We start from the raw sequence: 17,618 nt of genomic DNA, 5'->3' as shown, positions 1-17,618 counted from the left end.
TTGCTCCTTATTGATTAATACAGTTGGCCACGCGATCAAAATACGAGCAGGCCGCGATATGCTCCGTTATGCGTCGCTGCCCCTCGGCGGTATCGACATCCCACAGCTCATAGGCGCGCGCTTCAACCAGCGCAACGTCGACGCGGCCTTTGAGAATCGAACCGCCGCCGTCCTTGCCCTCAAGACACATAAGTGCATCGAACAGTTCCGCCGGAAAGAGCACCGGGCTCGAAGGTTCACCATGACACGCCAAGCGTACCGGATGATTGCGGCCACGCTCGTCAAACGCACGAACCATAGCCTCAAAAGAATCCGAACTCACGAGCGGCTGGTCGCCCGGCAAAAAGAGGCAGCCTTTCCAGTTGCGTTCGACTCCCCACGAAAGGCCCGCACGGACGCTTTCGCTGCGCAGCGCGCCATTGTGCAGCACGCACGGGCAATGCTTGTCCTCGCAAATCTGAGCGACCTCGGGCCAACGCGTCGAAACCACAACGTCAAAGTCCCGGGGAACCGAATCGATAGTCCAGGCAATCAGCGGCTCGCCATAGATATCGGCAAGCATCTTGTTAGAGCCAAACCGCTTACCCTCGCCCGAAGCCATAATGACGCAACCAAGTTTCATGGCGATACCTCCCCTGAAACCATCGTACCCATAACTCGCGTCGCGGGGCATCTACATCGAAAGCGCTTATCCCTCACGCCCACGATGCAAAAAGGGGCACCCCGCCGGTTGGCAGAGCGCCCCCTTTACATGGCTTACCTCAGCCCAGCTTTAGGCCTGGAACCAACGGGCGGTGTTGCGCTCGTCGAGGGCCTTGAGGGTAGTGGCGGGATCGGCAACCTTCTGCAGGAACATCATGGCAGCGATGGCGTACGGCTTGTAGCTGGCCTCCTTGTACATGCCCACGCGGTGCATGTCGAAGACGTCGGCGTTAACCTCGCCGTGCTCGCAGGAGACACCGGAGATGTCGGCGGGCAGCGGGTGCATAAAGATGGTGTCCTGGCCGTTGGCAGTCTTCTCCATGAGCTCGGTCGTGGAGCACCAGTCCTGATGGGTGGCGTTCTGGGCGAGCAGCTCCTTCTCGAGCGCTGCGATGCCGGCGTCGTCGCCCTCGGCGTACAGGTTGGTGCGCTTCTCCATGGCGGCAAACGGAGCCCAGCTCTTGGGGATCACGATGTCGGCGCCCTCGAAGGCCTCGGCCATGGTGTTGACCTGCTTAAAGGTGGTGCCGGACTCGGCGGCATAACCCTTGGCGCGCTCGACGACCTCGGGCATGAGGTCGTAGCCCTCGGGGTGGGCCAGGGTGACGTCCATGCCAAAGCGGGGCAGCAGGCTGATCAGCGACTGCGGGCAGGACAGCGGCTTGCCGTAAGAGGGCGAATAGGCCCAGGTGACGGCAACCTTCTTGCCCTTGAGGTTCTCAAGGCCGCCAAACTCGTTGATGAGGTAGAGCATGTCGGCAGAGGACTGCGTGGGGTGATCGGAATCGGACTGCAGGGAGATGAGCGTGGGACGGTGATCCAGAACGCCGTCCTCGTAGGCCTGCTGCACGGACTCGGAGACCTCGGCCATGTAGGCGTCGCCCTTGCCGATGTACATGTCGTCGCGGATGCCGATGACGTCGGCCATGAAGGAGATCATGGTAGCGGTCTCGCGGACGGTCTCGCCGTGAGCGATCTGGGACTTCTTCTCGTCCAGGTCCTGCAGCTCAAGGCCGAGCAGGTTGGCGGCCTTAGAGAAAGAGAAGCGCGTACGGGTGGAGTTGTCGCGGAACAGGGAGACAGCCAGGCCCGAGTCGAAGATCTTGGACGAAACGTTGTTCTCACGCAGCTCGCGCAGGGCGTCGGCGACGATGTAGAGAGCCTTGAGCTCGTCGGTGGTCTTATCCCAGGTGTGCAGGAAGTCGCTGCCGTACATGCCCTTAAAATCGAGGCCGTTCAGCTGCTCGACGAGCTCGGTAAACTTGACGTCCATGTAAATGTCCTTTCTAAAGGTGAAACGATCGCAATGAGTAGACGCGCTCCGGCATGCGCGTGTGGCTAGAGCATGCAGAGCGTCATGACGAGGACCCGCCACCGTTGAGGAAGCATGGGAGATAACGACCGCGGGCCCCAAGTCAACAGGGGGTGCCGGGGACACGAGCGGCCCCCGGCTCAACAAAATCGAGGAATGGGACTAATCGATCTTGTTGTTGGTCAGACCGGCGCGGAACACGGTGGCGTCGCCATCGGCCTGGCTCGGATCGTAGAGGTTCAGGGCAGCCACGTACATGGCGGCAGCGGTGACCAGGTCGTCCTTGTAGGTGACCTCGTTGGGAGCGTGAGCCTGAGACTCGGCACCCGGGCCAAAGCCGACGCAGGGGATGCCGTAGCGGCCCTGGATGGAAACGCAGTTCGTGGAGAAGGTCCACTTGTCGCACAGCGGACGACCGGTGCGCTTGTCCATGCTGGGCTCGCAGCCGATGCGCTCGTCACCGAACATGGCCTTGTGGGCGTCGACGAGGGCCTTGACGTGCGGAGCGGTCTCCTTGTTGATCCACGTGGGGAAGTAAGCCTCGGTCTCGTAGACCTCGCCGGTCCAGGACGGACGGTCGTACATGTACATGGAGACCTTCACGTCGTCGCCGTACTTCTTGGCGGCCGGCAGGTTACGGATCTCGTCCAGGCAGGACTCCCAGGTCTCACCGGCGGTCATGCGACGGTCGATGGAGATGGCGCAGGAGTCAGCGACGGCGCAGCGGCTGGGGCTGGTGTAGAAGATCTGGCTGACGGTGCAGGTGCCGCGGCCCAAGAAGCGGGCGTCCTCGAAGTGCTCCGGGTTGTACTTGGGGTCGAGCATCTTGACGAGGCCCTTGATGTCGGTCGACTCGTCGCAGCCGTTGTTGTTGAGGGCGCGGACGTCGGCGATGATGTCGGCCATCTTGTAGATGGCGTTGTCGCCGCGGTCGGGAGCGGAGCCGTGGCAGGAGGTACCGTGAACGTCAACGCGGATCTCCATGCGGCCGCGGTGACCGCGATAGATGCCGCCGTCGGTGGGCTCGGTGGAAATGACGAACTCGGGCTTAATGCCGTCCTTGTTGTAGATGTACTGCCAGCACATGCCGTCGCAGTCCTCTTCCTGGACGGTGCCGACGACCATGATCTTGTAACCCTCGGGGATGAGGCCCATGTCCTTCATCATCTTGGCAGCGTAGGTAGCGGAAGCCATGCCGCCCTCCTGGTCAGAGCCGCCGCGGCCGTAGATGATCTCGTCGGTCTCGTAGCCCTCATAGGGATCGGCGTCCCAGTTCTCGATGTTGCCGATGCCGACGGTGTCGATGTGGGAGTCGATGGCGATGATCTTGTCGCCCTCGCCCATAAAGCCCATGACGTTGCCCAGGCCGTCGACCTTGACCTCGTCATAGCCAAGGCTCTCCATCTCGGCCTTGATGCAGGCAACAACCTCACCCTCCTCGCAGGACTCAGAGGGATGGGAGATCATAGCGCGCAGGAAGCGAGTCATATCAGCACGATGAGACTCAGCAGCAGCCTTGATAGCGTCGAAATCGAGTTCTTTAGCCATTGTTCATAACCTTTCAAACGAAGGAATCTACCTGTGAGGTGGCGGAGCGATACCTATTTACTCCGCCCCAACGATTAGCAAGTGGGATATTCGCCTTCCCAAACAATGCGGCGATACTGGTCGGGATCCGTATCGCCCTCGGTGGAGAAGCAGAGCACAGAGCTCGTCTTGTCCAGGCCGATGAGTTCCTTGAGCTCGGCGTACTCGGGATCGAGCATGAGAGTCTCGACCAGGCCGGTGGTCACAGCGCCGGACTCGCCGGAGATGACGCGCGGGTCGCCCTTCTCGGGAGCGCCCAGGGTGCGCATGCCGCGAGCGGTGACCCAGTCGGGGCAGGACACGAAGGCGGTGGTGTGGTTGCGCAGGATATCCCAGCCCAGGATGTTGGGTTCGCCGCAGCACAGGCCGGCCATGATGGAGGGCATGTCGCCGTCCACGATGCGCGGGTCGCCGTCGCCGGCGGCAGCGCCCTTGTACAGGCAGGCGGCAGGCGCGCACTCAACCACGACGAAGGTGGGCGGGTTATCGGGATACAGGTTGGTGAAGTAGCCCACCACGGCGCCAGCGAGCGAACCCACGCCAGCCTGGACAAACACGTGCGTCGGGCGGTTGATGGCCATCTCACGCAGCTGCTCGGCAGCCTCGGAGGCCATGGTGCCGTAACCCTCCATGATCCAGGACGGGATCTTCTCGTAGCCCTCCCAGGCGGTGTCCTGAACGATGACGCCGCGCTCGCAGGCATCGGCCTCGGCGGCGGCCATGCGCACGCACTCGTCGTAGTTGACCTCTTCGATGGTCACCGTGGCGCCCTCGGCGGCGATGTTATCGAAGCGGGGCTTGGTGGAACCCTTGGGCATGTGCACGACAGCCTTCTGGCCCAGCTTGTTGGCAGCCCATGCCACGCCGCGGCCATGGTTGCCGTCAGTGGCGGTAAAGAAGGTGGCCTGGCCAAAGTCCTCGGCCAGCTGATCGGAGGTCAGGTAATCGAAGGTGCAGTCGGCAACGTCCTTGCCGGTCTCGTCGGCAATGTAGTTGGCCATGGCAAACGAGCCGCCCAGAACCTTAAAGGCGTTGAGGCCAAAACGATAGCTCTCGTCCTTAACGCACAGGTTGGACAGGCCCAGGCGCGCAGCCTGACCATCCAGGCGGGCAAGCGGAGTGACGGTATATTGAGGGAACGACTGGTGGAAGGCGCGGGCCTTCTTCACGTGGTCGAGGCTCATGATTCCCAAGTGCTTGTCATCGCTCTTGGGCATCGTGTTGCCCGCCCACTGGATCTTATCGGCCATACGGTGAACTCCTTAAGTCCTCTCTTGCCGGCCCCCGCATACGCGTTTCAGCCCGATCCCATTCACACGGCTGAACTTTTATGTGGATGCCAAACAAAAAGTTTGTTAGCACTGTTCTATCACACTTTTTGATTGATAAACCTAACGAATTGTTTGTTGCCGCAATCGGTACCTTTTCGCCGCCGAACGGTCATGAATTGCCTTGTTGATGGATTTGTTTGCGGTCAAGTGTGGTTTATGGCAAAGTGAGCCCAAACTAATTTTTAGGAAGGTACCCATGACCCCCGCACAGATTGAGTTTTACAAGCGCCTCGCACACGGTCTGGCGCTCCAATTTGGCCCCAACTGCGAAGTCGTCGTCCACGATCTGGAGACCGAGGACGTGGACCACTCCATCGTAGTGATCGAAAACGGCCACGTCAGCGGGCGCAAACTGGGTGACGGCCCCAGCCATATCGTGTTTGAGTCCATGCACGAGGGCGCCACCGACGTACACGACCGCGAGCCATACCTCACCAAAACCACCGATGGCAAGCTGCTCAAGTCCTCGACGATCTTTATCCGCAACGACGAGGGCAAGCCCGTCGGCATTTTGGGCATCAACTTTGACATTACGCTTATGAAGGCTTTTGAGCGTTCACTCGACGCTTTTACCGGCACCGGCGGCACGGGCTATACCGAGCCCGAGCCCATTACCAAGAACATCGGCGACCTGCTCGAGGACCTGCTGCACGAGTGCGAGCAGTTTGTGGGCAAGCCCGCGGCACTCATGACCAAAGACGAGCGCATTCGTGCCATTGGCTACCTCGACCGTCGCGGTGCCTTCCTCATTTCCAAGTCGAGCGAGCGCGCCTGCGAGTTCTTTGGCATCTCCAAATACAGCTTCTATAGCTACCTCAATGAGGCCAAGGCGGCGGCCGGCGACAAGTAGGCACTCGCCCGGATTGCCCCTCCCCTTTTGGGCGCGAGTTCTGGAAAGCACGAATCCAAGACCGAGCCGCTTGGGAAGTTCCATATAATCGATGAGATAGATAGTTCGAAAGGATGGAACAAGATGGGGTCGAGCAACGCATCACGCAACGGCCGCGGAGGCTTCGCTTCTGCCGCCAGGCATGCGAAACGCGCGTTTGACGAGGGTGAAGACGATCTGTTTGCGTTGAGCCTCGACGACGTAATGAGCGACCGCCCTTGGACCGCCGATGAATTCATGGGCGGCGGGGTTCGCTCGGCAGGCCCAAAGCCCACGTCGGCCGCCGCTCCCGCCCCGGCCACGACGCCCGCGCCGGCATCCGTGCCCGCAGATGACTTTGCCACCCGCCCCATCATGCAGGTACCGCGCCAGACCGCCCCTGCGTCCCGCCCCACTAGCAATCCGTCCGAGACGGCGGCGTTTCTTGCCGCGGCGACGCAGCGCCATGCGCCCAGCAGCACGCCCGCGTATGCCACCCCGCAGCAGCCGATATACGCGGCTCCCGAACCCCAGCCCGAACCCGAACTCGAGCCGCCCGTTATGGATCTGGACGACCTCGCCAACCGCCAGTTTGCCTTCGATTCCTGGGCAGCGGCCGACTTGGACGAAACCTCGGCCGGCATGCCGGCGCTCGATATTCCGGTCAATCCGCTGTTTGCAGCTGCCGAGGAGCGCGACTCCGATTACAACGAAACAACAGCGCACGATGACCGCTTTGACGCCGCGCCCCGCGCCTCCCGCATTGAGACCGAGGGCTACGGCTCCGCATCGAGCGCATACGATAACAGCCCGTTTGCCGACGCGTCCGCTCCCGAGCACAACAAGGCCGGTGTAAAGGCCGCATCGGCATCGTCGTATACCCGCGGCACCGACGACGAGCGCTTTGCCGACTACTACACCGAGGAAGAGCCGCCGCACTTCTCCGAGTTTCCCCAAGCGGCAAAGATCGTCTTTATCGCGATTATCGTGGCCCTACTCGGCGTGATCGCATTTGAGGGATTCCAGCTATTCCGCGGCCCCACCGCGTCCGAATCGGCAACGCAGCAAAAAGAGGACGACAACCAGCACCTGGACATCAACACCCTCAAGGGCGACCCCAATGACGGAGACGAGTAGCGGGGGTTAAGGGAGGGCCGGTAGAGCCGGCGGCACGTTACGGCTCCAAAAGCCCTGCCATAAAGATGGGCAGATACAGCACGTCGCCATCGCGGTGAAGATTACATTCCGCAAGTACCAAGGCGCGATCGATTCCGTAGCCCTTCGTTGCCAGTGCGTTATCGAGCGCCGCGTGGGACTTAAAGCTCTTGCCCGATTTGACCTCGATGGCAAACACTTCCCCATCGAACGTCTCTTCCACAAAATCGAGCTCACCGACCTTTTTGGACGTAAAGTAGCGCAATCTAAATCCATGAGCTTTGAGCTCTTGGGCAACGAAGCCCTCAAACGCCGCCCCCATGTTCATGCCAAAGGGGTCTTCCGCCTCCCCATCAAAAACGCCTTGGGCGACCCTTTTGGAATACGACGACATGAGCATTCCGGTGTCCAAGTAAAACAGCTTGAACAGATTTCGTTGCTCCCCCAATAAAAGGGGTGCCACGGGCGCCGTTACGTTATACACGGGAAGCGCGGCACCCGCCTCCGATAACCAGAGAAAATGATCTGTCACCTGCGAAAAACGTTTGACACCGGTAATCGATGACAGTTTGAATCGCTTGTTTTTGGAGCCGGCCTCGCTGGGAATCAAATCATAGATATCGCGAATAACCAAGCGTAGCTCGGGCGGAGCGTACTTTGCGATGTCATCGCGATACAGGGCGTGAAGATCGCGGTGGATGTTTCGAACCTCGTCGACATTGCGCGTCGCCAAGAAGGAATTGACCGCGTCGGGCATGCCTCCCACCACCACATACTGATGGAACAGATCGAGCAAGCGGTCATACAGATAATCGGGGAGCTCCTTTTCGTCCTTTAGACAACCCCTGAGCATGTCAAACGCTCCGACAGCAACGCCGCTTGCCCAGCAAAACTCCTCAAAGTCGAGCGGGTACATCTGGACCTGCTCGACATACCCCACCGGCAGGGAATCGATGCCCTCGAGCTCAACGCCAAGGAGCGATCCGGTAAGGATGTATCGAAAGTCGCCGCGTTGGACCAGGTATTTGATAAACGTCACCACGTTGGGGCATCGCTGCACCTCGTCGATAACCACGACGGTCTTGTTCGCAACCATCGGCTGCGTCGCAGCGATAGACATGCGCATAAGCAGTTCGTCTGCGCTTTTTGCCGCCAAAAACGAATCGCGCACGGACGCGTCGGCGATAAGGTCGAACGTCACGACATTTTCGAACGATTCGTTTGCAAAGACGTTGACCAAATATGACTTTCCTACCTGTCGGGCGCCCTTGACCAAAAGAGCCTTGTTGGGCGACAAGGCAAGCCAAGATTCAAACTGTGCTTTCGCTTTTCTCTGCAGCATAAGCGTGCCCCTTATTACGTGCTGTTTTAGCATTAGGATACACTTTTCCGTGATTGTTAGGTGCTCATTTCGACACTTTTTCGAGGCTTTAAAGTGTGTATTTCGACACTTTTCCGTACTTTTATACCAGCCAATATTGCACTTTTCCGGATTTAGGCCGAATAATTGCCCGCGATTCCGACACCAACCGACCAAGAGCAGCCTCTCCCACCAGATGCGCTTTACGGTGAAGAGCCACCAACAAATCTGAGGCAATGAAGGCCGGGGGGCCAATTCCCGGCCTTCAACCTAGCACTGCTTTATAAGATCGAGTACCGCGGGAATGTCAACGGCATTCCGAAGGGCAACATAGGTTGGTAGGCCCGGACCAAATCCACCCTGTGTGCGCTTGTCCTGGCACATGGCCTCCGGGTCAATCAGCTCGTCCACACTCTTTGCCAGACCGACGGCAATCCAACCAGCGTTGCTGGTCCTGCCTTCTAGCACGGCATGCAGTTTTCGCTTGCCCGACCTGAAGCCTACATAGTACTTGGCTATATAGGACTCCCACAAAGGATTGGCGTTGAGGATAGACTCGCATATCTCCTCGAACAATTTTTGATTAAGCCCGCCCTCGGCAAAGGTTGGATGGTTCTCTTGCAAGGTCCAGATAGGCGCCTCGTCAGACTCCCCGCGAGAAGGACGGTACTTGTCGACAACGTCTGCCGGAAGGTCGGGATATTTCCATATCTCACACGCCTCTTTCGCCAGATCGTCCGCGCGCTGCCTAATCTCCTCCTCGCCCCATTTTTCATGCGAGGCGATCGACTTGTTTAGGTAGAGTGGACTGCATTTAAGTCCCACGTTCGGAAGATTGAGCTTGTCCGAGAACGACCGGTTTGAGTACTCCTGGTTGTAGCCCGTCAGCGTTAGATTTCCCAAGTTGTTGCACAGCCTGTCGTGGATGTCTTCCCAGTTCTCGCCAAGCGATTCCTTCCAGCCGTGCTCATCATCAATCGTCTGGGGCATGACATGCTCGATCTGGTAATCGTCAGCCGAGATGGACTCCTTCGGGTGGTGCCAGTTCTCCATGCGTTCCAGGTAATAGCGCTTTTTGGAGAAGCGGTTGTAGCAGTCACGCGTCTTAAACTCCTCGACAAAATGCTCGTCTGTCGGGAAGTACGCGGTCATACCACTGCTATGGATAAGGAGCATCGCCGTAACGTACTCCTCTATATCGTCCTGTTGCTCAAGGTTGCGATACATACCGGCAAAGAAATTATTTAGGCCCGTGGTAAGCCTGCCGCAAACCGCCCGTCTGAACAGAAACGACTCGATAGTCTCGCAGATACGTAGAAACGCGTTGCGGTCTAGCTTATTTCCCTCGTAAACCGAGTAAAGCAGCATCAAAAGGGGCCTAATCTGCCTCACATCAAGGCTTGCGATCCTGCTGAACACCCGACGTAGGTCAGCATCCTTTTCTTTGCCGAGGAACAGACTGGCATACCTTTGCGCATACTCGCGCAACTCTTTGAGCAGGTCCTCGGTGTTTCCATCGTAGTCATCGGTGAAGTAGCGTTTAAACTCGTAATAAGCCTCATTCTCCTTTGGCTGCCTATTGGGAACCTTGAGCCATAGCCAGTACCAAATGAAGGCGTTAAACTCGCCCTCGCCCCCTTTTCCAAACAAACGCTCAATGGGATGCCAGTAGCCCTCGTAGAGCTTGGTCTGCTCGTCGTTAGGAAGCGACATGAGAACATAGTTGCGTATGAGATCGATGGGCATGAGGGGCTTACCCTTGGAGTTCATAGACTCAAATATGAGCTGGGCATTATCGACGCCAGCGGTGAGCTTTGTGTCGATGACCTGCACGCGGTTTAGCCCCGCCCAAAGCCTTGCAGGATCGAATGATTTACCGCGCATCTTTTCACGGAAGAACGAATGGTTCTCGACAATGCGATCAGATTTTTCATCTGGTATGGGAGACCTAGACACGATGGAGAACAGCGTCTCTTTATCGTCCTGCGAGAGTACCAGCTTGTAGCGCGCCAGACCGTTGTAGTCATCATCGTTAAAGAGATAGTTCTTTCGCAGCGCTGAGATCTTGAGATCGCCAAGGAAGCCGGCCTTGTCGGGATTACCCTCCAGATAGTCAGCCAAGGCAGCAATCATCAACGAAAACGTCGTCATGCGCTGCTGCCCGTCAATCAGAAGCACGCGCGAAATGCTCGTGGCAGAGCTCTCGGACTCGGGGATATAAAGCATCGACCCCACGAAGTGCGATACGCCATCACGACCCGCTCGCATGACGTCATCCCAAAGCACCTCGCACTCTTTTACACTCCACGAGTAAACTCGCTGGTACACGGGAATGACGAACTGCATCTTCGCCACGCCCATAAGGTCGAGTAGATTTGCCTCGGTTGCTTTCATTTGCGCTTGCTCCCCTTTTCTTGTTTACGCCGTTTGCAGTCAGTCCTCCACTGTGCGGAGGGCGCTAAAGACGAGAGCATCGAAGCACTGAAGCAACCGGGATGCTCATATCGTTAGATTCTACAACGAAAGCAAACACTTACGCCGTCATGGTGGCGCGCGATCGCTGCACGCCATTCCCCAAAATCATACGATGTCAAAAGACTGACACTTGTGTATGCCTTTTGACATTGCCACAGTCTTACGGGCTTCTTGTCTCATATGCCAAGAGCGGATATCTAGATCGCTGCCTCTCCCGCCCAAAGGAGCTCGACAAGAACTGATCGAAGGGCAAATCAAACATCGAGCAAGTCGCCGACCTGCACTCAGCCTCGACAAGTGGCATCGAACACAAGCTCACCGGCATAAATCTTGCGTTAAAAACAAAATGAGCCCCGGCGACTTGTATCAGAGGCCATTCCCGGGGCATCAATATGCAGTGTACCTATTCATCACCCGATGCCGGCAAGCTGTTGAGCGGCTCGCCCTCACCGGCGGTGCCAAGGCGCCTCTGCATCTTCTCGATCTGCTTAAGGGTTGAAGTCAAATACCCAAGACCCCTCTTCAACTGCTTAAGCAACCTGCTATCCCTGCGGTCCCCCTTTCCGTTCTCCTTCTCGACATCCTCTTCAACACCAGCGATGCTACGCTGCACGGCCTCGGCCGCCTTCCGCACCAAAATGGCCCCTTCATGCGGACAGCGGTCAGTTGCCACATCAAGAAAAGCAAGGAGCCTCGAACATTCGACGAGCACGAATTGCGCGTAGTTCTCCCCCATCGATGCCGCCAAGGCAACGCCGCCAGAACCCAATAGACCAAGCGCGGCGCCGCCGCCCGTAATCAAAGCAGTGCCACCGGCCATGCCCATGCCGCCGGCGGCCAAGGCCCCACCGCCAGCTGCAGCAAGGCTCGCATTGACAAGCGCAGCCCCGTGAAGGCCGGCAAATGAGCCTCCGAAGATACCGACAGCAATATCCGGAGCGAGTACCGCGGCCGCCCCTCCTGCGCCTACGGCCGCCGCCACGACAATGACGCCGCCCACCAAGAACTTTGGCAATGTACCTGAAAGCTCGCGGAAGCGTGTCCCGCAACGTTTCTCGAGAGAACGTATGGCGTCCAAATCAACCGCGTCTTGTCTCCTGGGAAATTCGTGTTTAACCCAAGATCCACTCTCCTTCAAACCTTTGTATTCCTTTTTCTCTTCATCTCCCATCTGGGAATAGGGGCGAAACTCAACCAACTCCTGTGCAACAAGCAAGGCACGCACTTTACCGCCTCGCCGCCGCGAAACCGTCTCAAGGGCTCCGTACGCATCTTCCTCGCTCAAAAAGTAGCCGTCCGCATCAATGCCTAGGCCATCCGCGACCGAATCCTGCCACGCGCGGGCCCAGCTCCTCTTTTGCCCTTTGCGCACTTCGTTCTTCTCGTTCCCGCAGTCGTAGTTGATGGCGGCAAGCTTCAGCGAGAAGGCAATCCTCGTCGTTTCTCTATCTAGGCTATAAAAGTGAAATCCATCGAAGATATCCTGGCGGCGCCTGGCGCGCTCAGTCCAAGCCTCGGACATTTCCTCCGCCATATAGCCCCAGTCGGCATGGAGGGCAAACGCAAGGCGTCCAACTCCAACGTAGTTTATTCGCAAGAAGAGCTTCTGGGCGAACACGACCTTGTTCCCCTCGCATTCGATACCCGCCCTGACCGCCGCCGTCGCTAGATTCGCCAAAACGAACGAAGTGCTCGAAACCGTGACCATGCGAGTGAGAACCCTGCTGTTATAGGGCATGAAATGCGAAGCCTTGAGCTTGTGCAAGCCGGAAACCTTGCTCACTTCGCAACGTTCTAGCTCGGCCTTGAGCCTTGAAAGCATGTAGAGACAACGAACGATAACCTCGTTGGCCACGACTGCTGGCACCTGGCTTAAAGCTTGATCGAGCAGGCCGACTTCCGTCCGAAGGTCGAAGCGAATGGGCTTGCCGTCCTCGGTTTTGAACGCCGTTCCGTTAAACAGCTTTGAGATCCATTGCTGAATGCGAATATCCTCGCCCTTATAGGCAATCTGCATGTCTTGAAAAACAGGCAGGGAGGAGAGCTCCTTTAGCAGGGACAGCACGACGCCGGGAATGCCCGTCCCCTTACCGGGGTTTGAACTAGACCCCGCCATGTCGCTCACGAGATGCATCGCCCAGAACAGAGTGCCAAACGCGATCTTCTCTGGAACGTTCCTGCCTACAAGAGGGCAGTCTGGATCGAAGGCGGCGGCAGGCAGGTCAAAGGCGACAAACCGGCCGGCCGTATTGGTACCATAGCCTTTGCACGTGAATTGCGAGAGGATCGAACACGCAAGGCCAACCAAGCTCGGGTGGTGCGAGAAATCCCGCAGATGATGTTGGAGCCCGCCGCCAAACTCGGCAGTCAGCTTGTCCGTGGCAAGAGGAAACTCTTTCTCTAGAAAGCGAATAGCGTCTTCTAGAGTTGCATCCGCCTTTGTCATACCCGCAGACTTGGCAATTGTAAGAACGAATTTGCCAACCTTCTCGTCGCCCCACTCTTTGGCACCCTCTAGGTTGAAGTCTTTCTGCCAAAGGATATTCAACGCGCCCGTGAGGAGCCCGCTAACGGCTGCAAGTTCATAGTCGAGCTTCGTAGCCTTTTCAGCCCGAGGGTCAAAATCAAAGAGGACCTCCTCCCCATCGGGAGCGTCCTTAAAACCAACCAGCACGGCGCTACCGTTCAGCGGCACAGATGTAACTTTGGGCAGTTGAGGCATGGCGTAAACTATCTCGCCAGCACTAAAAACAAGTTCGTCTGCCATACCGGCTTCCTCCTGCAAACGCGTAAAATCAGATTGCTCTACGCCGCCAAATCCCTCTTCGTAGAAGTATTCGAAAATCTCGGTGATGCAGTTGCTCAGAACCTCGTCGGGATAGTTCGCCACTGGCAGCCTATACACCTCATTGTGCACGATGACGCACGCAGCGTCACGGGTCTCTGCCTATCCGTCCAGCGAATCATGTTAGCAAGCCGCTCTTCGATAATGGAAGCCATCTCGATGTCCACGCTCTTGACCTGCTTGGTCCCAGCGAGTGTCAGCGCGTCCTTGAGTAGGATCCCAAACGCAGTCTTCTGCTGCTGATCCTAGAATCCTTCGCGCAACCATTCCGTCCGCTTGTCGCCAAATGAGCCTCCTATCTCCCCTCCGTCTTCAGCTTCAGCAGCAGGTCGCCCAGCTCGGGGCACTTGCTGGAAAGGCGCGTCTGAACTCGCTCGCCCTTCCCCCACCGCTGGCGGATCTCCTGGGCATGCGGGCTCACGTGATAGTCCCCCTCCATCATCTGCTTGAGCAACTTGGCGGTTACACGCGCATCGGCAAGGGCGCTGTGGGCGTGGCCCGTCGACTCGTCAAACTCGATGCCAAACCACGTTGCCGCGTCGCCCAACGAGACGCGCCCGTGGCTGCCCACGTCCATAATCGAGGTGTAAAACGCCTGCAGGTCGGCCCAGTCCGTAGGAAATGCGGAAAGGTCGATGTGCTTTGCCTGACACTCGGTCAAAAGCTGTCGACGGTCCGCCCCGCTCCAGCAGACCACCTGGGCGGAGTAGCGACCAATCCAATCGTTGAGCCTTTTGATCACCACGTAGAGCGGATCGGCCATCGCGGTGTCCACGGCCGATATCCCCGTAAGCTCCCGGACGGAAAACGCAACGCCTTCGGTAAATTCCGTCTGCACAAACTGCGAGAACTCGCCCATAACGTTGCCGTGATAATCGAGCTTGACGGCGCCGACCTCGATAATCTCATTGCGCAGTCCACGACGCTGGCGCTGCTTTGGCACCGGCGCAAACTCAAAGTCCAGCACGATCTGGCGCGCAAAGTTCGTCGTATCGATAGCCGAGATGCACGGCGTCTTTTCAGCTGACACGGTTAGGGCCTTTCTCCGTCAACTGCCGCTTGTTACACAGGCGGCTACATTGCCGTAAGAATAGGCGGTCGCGCGGACATGAAAGCGCCCAGCGTGGCCTTCTGACGCCCTTACGAAAGGCTGCTCTTTGAGGGAATCGCGTTGCTATTATTATCGAACATATATTCGTGTTTATGACTGCACTTTGATAGAATAGCTGTTGTTGACGGCAGTTCCATGTGCCGGGCAGCGCCCTCCATCTGATGGGAGGTGATGCCCATGACCGATCTGATTGATTTCGTGAAGCTCCTGACCGCTTTGATCTCGCTCCTCACGGCGCTTATCGGGCTTACCGAGGCACTCAAGCAGTGTTCGAAACGTAAAAAGAGGGGTCGACGCCGTTAAGGCATTGACCCCTTGAACTAAGTAACGGCGCTGCCCAGCTAACCACAACTTGGGCTGCCGTCGACCTTATTTTACCCACGAGCGCCGGGTTTAACAAATGGATTTTCGGTAATGGAGGCCTGGCGCGCCCGCAAAACCACTACGCCCCAAGTGCCGCCATGGGGATCACTGCCACGCCGTCGTCGCGTGTGTAGGCGATGTTCCCCTTTCCAACCACGACCGCCAAAAACGCCGGCGCAGCATTCTGTGCGGCAGGGTTGGAGAGCACTTTCTTCTCCAGCGCCTTGAGGTTTCTCGCTCCGTCGTCTGCCTTCGCATCACTCAGCTTGACCTCGATGGCTCCCCAGCGCCCGTCGTGCTCGACGATCAGATCGACCTCAAGGCCCTTCTCGTCGCGGAAATAATGGACACTGTCGTCGATGCCGCCGTAGGTGGAAAGGAACACGCAAACGCGAGCTTTCGAGCGCACGTACTGGCTTGCTGTCTCTCGCGCATGCTCGTCCGAAAGCCCAAGGTTTGCAGGCCAACCGCTCCTACAGCGCTAGCATGCGACGTCATCCAGCGAAACTACGCCATTCTCAATGCAGTTTTTACGCCGTTCTCAATGTAGTTTTTACGCCATTTTCATTGTAGGTTTTACGCTTGGCATCATTGGCGCGACGCTCGCTCAACCACCTGACCACCGAGTTAACCGGATTCTGGGACCTGCTTTCCACCCAGGCCTCTACCGGAAAACGCGTCCCGCCCTGAGGGTCGATTCCAGGACACAGTTTCCGGTAGAGGCGCCGTTGGGAAAACGCATCCCGGTTTGAGCCGGTATTCCGGGTCGTAGTTTCCGCTTGAGGGCCGATCCGGAAACGGCATCCCGCTCTGGGGGCGAAATCTGGCACACGCTTTCCGCCAGGGAAAGCAAAAGGAAAGCGGCATCCCATTCCCAGCATCAAATCAGGACGCGCTTCGTTATCCCCGATCGCACATCTCGGCAAGCGAGATCAGTTTGGCGTCTCCCCTGCTCGCTGCAGCCTCCTGGCACCCTTGTGCAAAGCCACGCTTCGAGAAGATCGCGTAGCTTTTGCGCTGCCGTCTAAAGAGCTCGCTTCGGTATACGAGTTTTTCAAGAACATCCTCGCCCACCGGCTCGTTGCGCCATTTGCATTCTGCAAAGAGCGCCGCGCCCTCCCCGTCATCGACAATCAAATCGATCTCTTCTTGCGTGCGCGTTCGATTGTCCGTTCCCCACCAACGGCTCACCGTTGCCGGAACCACATCGAGCTCGCCCGCGCGCGCAAGTTCATACACATACTGCTTGCAAATGAGCTCAAATACCGTGCCCATATAGTCGGACAAATGCGGTTCGATGCGTCCGTACGCCATCTCGGCCATGCCGTTTTGAATCAATCCGATGTTCTGCGGCACAAACCGGTACCAGAACCTAAACATCTGATCGCAAAGTTGATACACGGCCCGTTTATTGCTTGTCTCGTTGAGCGGCAACTCGCGCTCGACGATGCCGAGCGATATCAGTTTGTCAACATACATTTTGACGTTGCTCGCCGGAATCCCCGCGACGCCGGCAATCTCTGAGAGCTTCGAGCGGCCTTGGGCAATTGCTTGCACAATGGCATCGTATTGTTCGGGATTGCGGCACTCTTGCAGTAGCAAGTTGCTCGGCTCTTCAAAGAGATAGCCCGAGGGGTTGAGAAACAGGCGTTTGATGTTGTCTTTGAGCGATGCCGACGGGTCGACCTTCTCGACATAAGCGGGGATACCGCCCGTCATGCCATAGCAAACTGCCGCATCCTCGCGATCCATGCTGTGCCACAAGTCGAGCGTCGTCATAAAATCGAGCGGCATGATTTTGAACTGCGCCGTTCGCCTGCCGTAGAGCGGACTCTCGTAGCCCAGCACTTGCTCTTCCATAAACGAAAGCGACGACCCGCACAGGATAAGCATGAGCTTGGTCTCTTTGTACAAGTGGTCGATCTTTTCCTGCAGCAGCGAGCTGACCTCGGGGCACGACTGAGCCAGATAAGGGTACTCGTCAATTACAACGACCAAACGGCTGCCGTGCGACATGGCGGCAAGCGCATCGAACGCCTCGTCAAAACTTCGAAACGATACATTTACCGCACCCGTCTGACCGGCAAGCATCGCTTGGCTGAAGTACTGCAGATTCGCCTCCGCATTAGTACGACGCGCTTGAAAGTAAATAGCGCGTTTGCCCTGAATGAACTCCGTGATGAGGCGTGTCTTGCCCACGCGGCGGCGGCCGTAGATTACGGGCATTTCGAATGAATCCGAACTGTAGAGCCGATTGAGCTCGGCCATTTCCGTTGTTCTGCCGATAAACATGAACGCACCTTCTATTTTCTACGTTATAGCTAGCTATATTATAGCTGCTTATAATATAGCTAGCTATAACGTAATTGGCATCGCGCCACAAACAACCGCCTCCGGAAAGCAAGTCCCAGATTGAGTGCTCGAAACGGAACGCGCTTTCCGGATGGCATGCCTAGCGGAAACCAGGGACCAGAATCGAGGCCCAGAACGGGACAGACTTTCCGGATGA

13 protein-coding genes are annotated in these 17,618 nt (G+C 57.5%); 3 read left to right on the top strand and 10 right to left on the bottom strand.

The window, feature by feature from the left end; genetic code table 11:
* Positions 1–7 precede the first annotated feature (7 nt).
* The 4 genes from DW823_RS00425 to dpaL form a co-directional block, all read right to left on the bottom strand.
* The gene (locus tag DW823_RS00425) at positions 8–622 is read right to left on the bottom strand and encodes a nucleotidyltransferase family protein (RefSeq protein ID WP_158567232.1); all 615 of its coding nucleotides are present in this window, start codon (positions 620–622) and stop codon (positions 8–10) included.
* A gap of 150 nt (positions 623–772) precedes the next feature.
* Entirely contained in the window at positions 773–1,975 is a 1,203-nt protein-coding gene (gene ygeW, locus DW823_RS00420) for a knotted carbamoyltransferase YgeW (RefSeq protein ID WP_118079414.1), read from the bottom strand.
* 201 nt (positions 1,976–2,176) lie between these two features.
* The gene (locus tag DW823_RS00415) at positions 2,177–3,562 is read right to left on the bottom strand and encodes a YgeY family selenium metabolism-linked hydrolase (RefSeq protein WP_055252228.1); all 1,386 of its coding nucleotides are present in this window, start codon (positions 3,560–3,562) and stop codon (positions 2,177–2,179) included.
* A 74-nt stretch (positions 3,563–3,636) separates the two neighbouring features.
* Positions 3,637–4,851, bottom strand: a complete 1,215-nt coding sequence (gene dpaL, locus DW823_RS00410; RefSeq protein WP_117583046.1) for a diaminopropionate ammonia-lyase — start codon at positions 4,849–4,851, stop codon at positions 3,637–3,639.
* Between the two features lie 277 nt (positions 4,852–5,128).
* Between dpaL and DW823_RS00405 the strand changes: the two genes are divergently transcribed.
* Together DW823_RS00405 and DW823_RS00400 are read left to right on the top strand one after the other, a co-directional pair.
* Positions 5,129–5,782 (top strand): transcriptional regulator, encoded by a 654-nt coding sequence (locus DW823_RS00405; protein WP_089573552.1) that lies wholly within the window; start codon positions 5,129–5,131, stop codon positions 5,780–5,782.
* A gap of 123 nt (positions 5,783–5,905) precedes the next feature.
* Complete coding sequence (locus tag DW823_RS00400) at positions 5,906–6,937, top strand: hypothetical protein (RefSeq protein WP_118079410.1); 1,032 nt, start codon at positions 5,906–5,908, stop codon at positions 6,935–6,937.
* Positions 6,938–6,974: 37 nt separating this feature from the next.
* Here DW823_RS00400 and DW823_RS00395 read toward each other — a convergent pair whose 3' ends face one another.
* The 4 genes from DW823_RS00395 to DW823_RS00380 all read right to left on the bottom strand — a co-directional run bounded on the left by DW823_RS00395 (position 6,975) and on the right by DW823_RS00380 (position 14,665).
* A complete protein-coding gene (locus DW823_RS00395; RefSeq protein WP_118079408.1) occupies positions 6,975–8,297 on the bottom strand; it encodes an ATP-binding protein in 1,323 nt (440 codons plus the stop codon).
* A 288-nt stretch (positions 8,298–8,585) separates the two neighbouring features.
* Positions 8,586–10,709, bottom strand: a complete 2,124-nt coding sequence (locus DW823_RS00390; protein WP_118079406.1) for a DUF262 domain-containing protein — start codon at positions 10,707–10,709, stop codon at positions 8,586–8,588.
* Positions 10,710–11,193: 484 nt separating this feature from the next.
* On the bottom strand, positions 11,194–13,680 hold the full coding sequence (locus DW823_RS00385) for a hypothetical protein (protein ID WP_118079404.1): 2,487 nt from the start codon (positions 13,678–13,680) through the stop codon (positions 11,194–11,196).
* Between the two features lie 250 nt (positions 13,681–13,930).
* On the bottom strand, positions 13,931–14,665 hold the full coding sequence (locus DW823_RS00380) for a 3'-5' exonuclease (RefSeq protein ID WP_118079402.1): 735 nt from the start codon (positions 14,663–14,665) through the stop codon (positions 13,931–13,933).
* A 258-nt stretch (positions 14,666–14,923) separates the two neighbouring features.
* Between DW823_RS00380 and DW823_RS09985 the strand changes: the two genes are divergently transcribed.
* Positions 14,924–15,049 (top strand): hypothetical protein, encoded by a 126-nt coding sequence (locus tag DW823_RS09985; protein ID WP_255415127.1) that lies wholly within the window; start codon positions 14,924–14,926, stop codon positions 15,047–15,049.
* Positions 15,050–15,188: 139 nt separating this feature from the next.
* Here DW823_RS09985 and DW823_RS00375 read toward each other — a convergent pair whose 3' ends face one another.
* Both DW823_RS00375 and DW823_RS00370 read right to left on the bottom strand, forming a co-directional pair.
* Positions 15,189–15,518 (bottom strand): DUF4143 domain-containing protein, encoded by a 330-nt coding sequence (locus DW823_RS00375; protein ID WP_118079400.1) that lies wholly within the window; start codon positions 15,516–15,518, stop codon positions 15,189–15,191.
* A gap of 491 nt (positions 15,519–16,009) precedes the next feature.
* Positions 16,010–17,401 carry an ATP-binding protein gene (locus DW823_RS00370; protein ID WP_118079398.1) on the bottom strand — a complete coding sequence of 464 codons (1,392 nt, stop codon included), beginning with the start codon at positions 17,399–17,401 and terminating at the stop codon, positions 16,010–16,012.
* Positions 17,402–17,618: the final 217 nt, after the last annotated feature.

Origin of the sequence: Collinsella sp. AM34-10 (assembly GCF_003469185.1) — a bacterium.
Lineage (GTDB): Bacteria > Actinomycetota > Coriobacteriia > Coriobacteriales > Coriobacteriaceae > Collinsella.
The sequence above is the reverse complement of the archived record's forward strand: the minus strand, read 5'-3'. Positions and strand labels throughout refer to the sequence as shown.

Excerpts from the sequence above, each read along its gene's own strand:
- DW823_RS00425 (WP_158567232.1), bottom strand. The coding sequence starts at position 622 with ATGAAACTTGGTTGCGTCATTATGGCTTCGGGCGAGGGTAAGCGGTTT.
- DW823_RS00415 (WP_055252228.1), bottom strand. The coding sequence starts at position 3,562 with ATGGCTAAAGAACTCGATTTCGACGCTATCAAGGCTGCTGCTGAGTCT.
- DW823_RS00370 (WP_118079398.1), bottom strand. The coding sequence starts at position 17,401 with ATGTTTATCGGCAGAACAACGGAAATGGCCGAGCTCAATCGGCTCTAC.
- DW823_RS09985 (WP_255415127.1), top strand. The coding sequence starts at position 14,924 with ATGACCGATCTGATTGATTTCGTGAAGCTCCTGACCGCTTTGATCTCG.
- dpaL (WP_117583046.1), bottom strand. The coding sequence starts at position 4,851 with ATGGCCGATAAGATCCAGTGGGCGGGCAACACGATGCCCAAGAGCGAT.
- DW823_RS00395 (WP_118079408.1), bottom strand. The coding sequence starts at position 8,297 with ATGCTGCAGAGAAAAGCGAAAGCACAGTTTGAATCTTGGCTTGCCTTG.
- DW823_RS00400 (WP_118079410.1), top strand. The coding sequence starts at position 5,906 with ATGGGGTCGAGCAACGCATCACGCAACGGCCGCGGAGGCTTCGCTTCT.
- DW823_RS00405 (WP_089573552.1), top strand. The coding sequence starts at position 5,129 with ATGACCCCCGCACAGATTGAGTTTTACAAGCGCCTCGCACACGGTCTG.
- ygeW (WP_118079414.1), bottom strand. The coding sequence starts at position 1,975 with ATGGACGTCAAGTTTACCGAGCTCGTCGAGCAGCTGAACGGCCTCGAT.
- DW823_RS00390 (WP_118079406.1), bottom strand. The coding sequence starts at position 10,709 with ATGAAAGCAACCGAGGCAAATCTACTCGACCTTATGGGCGTGGCGAAG.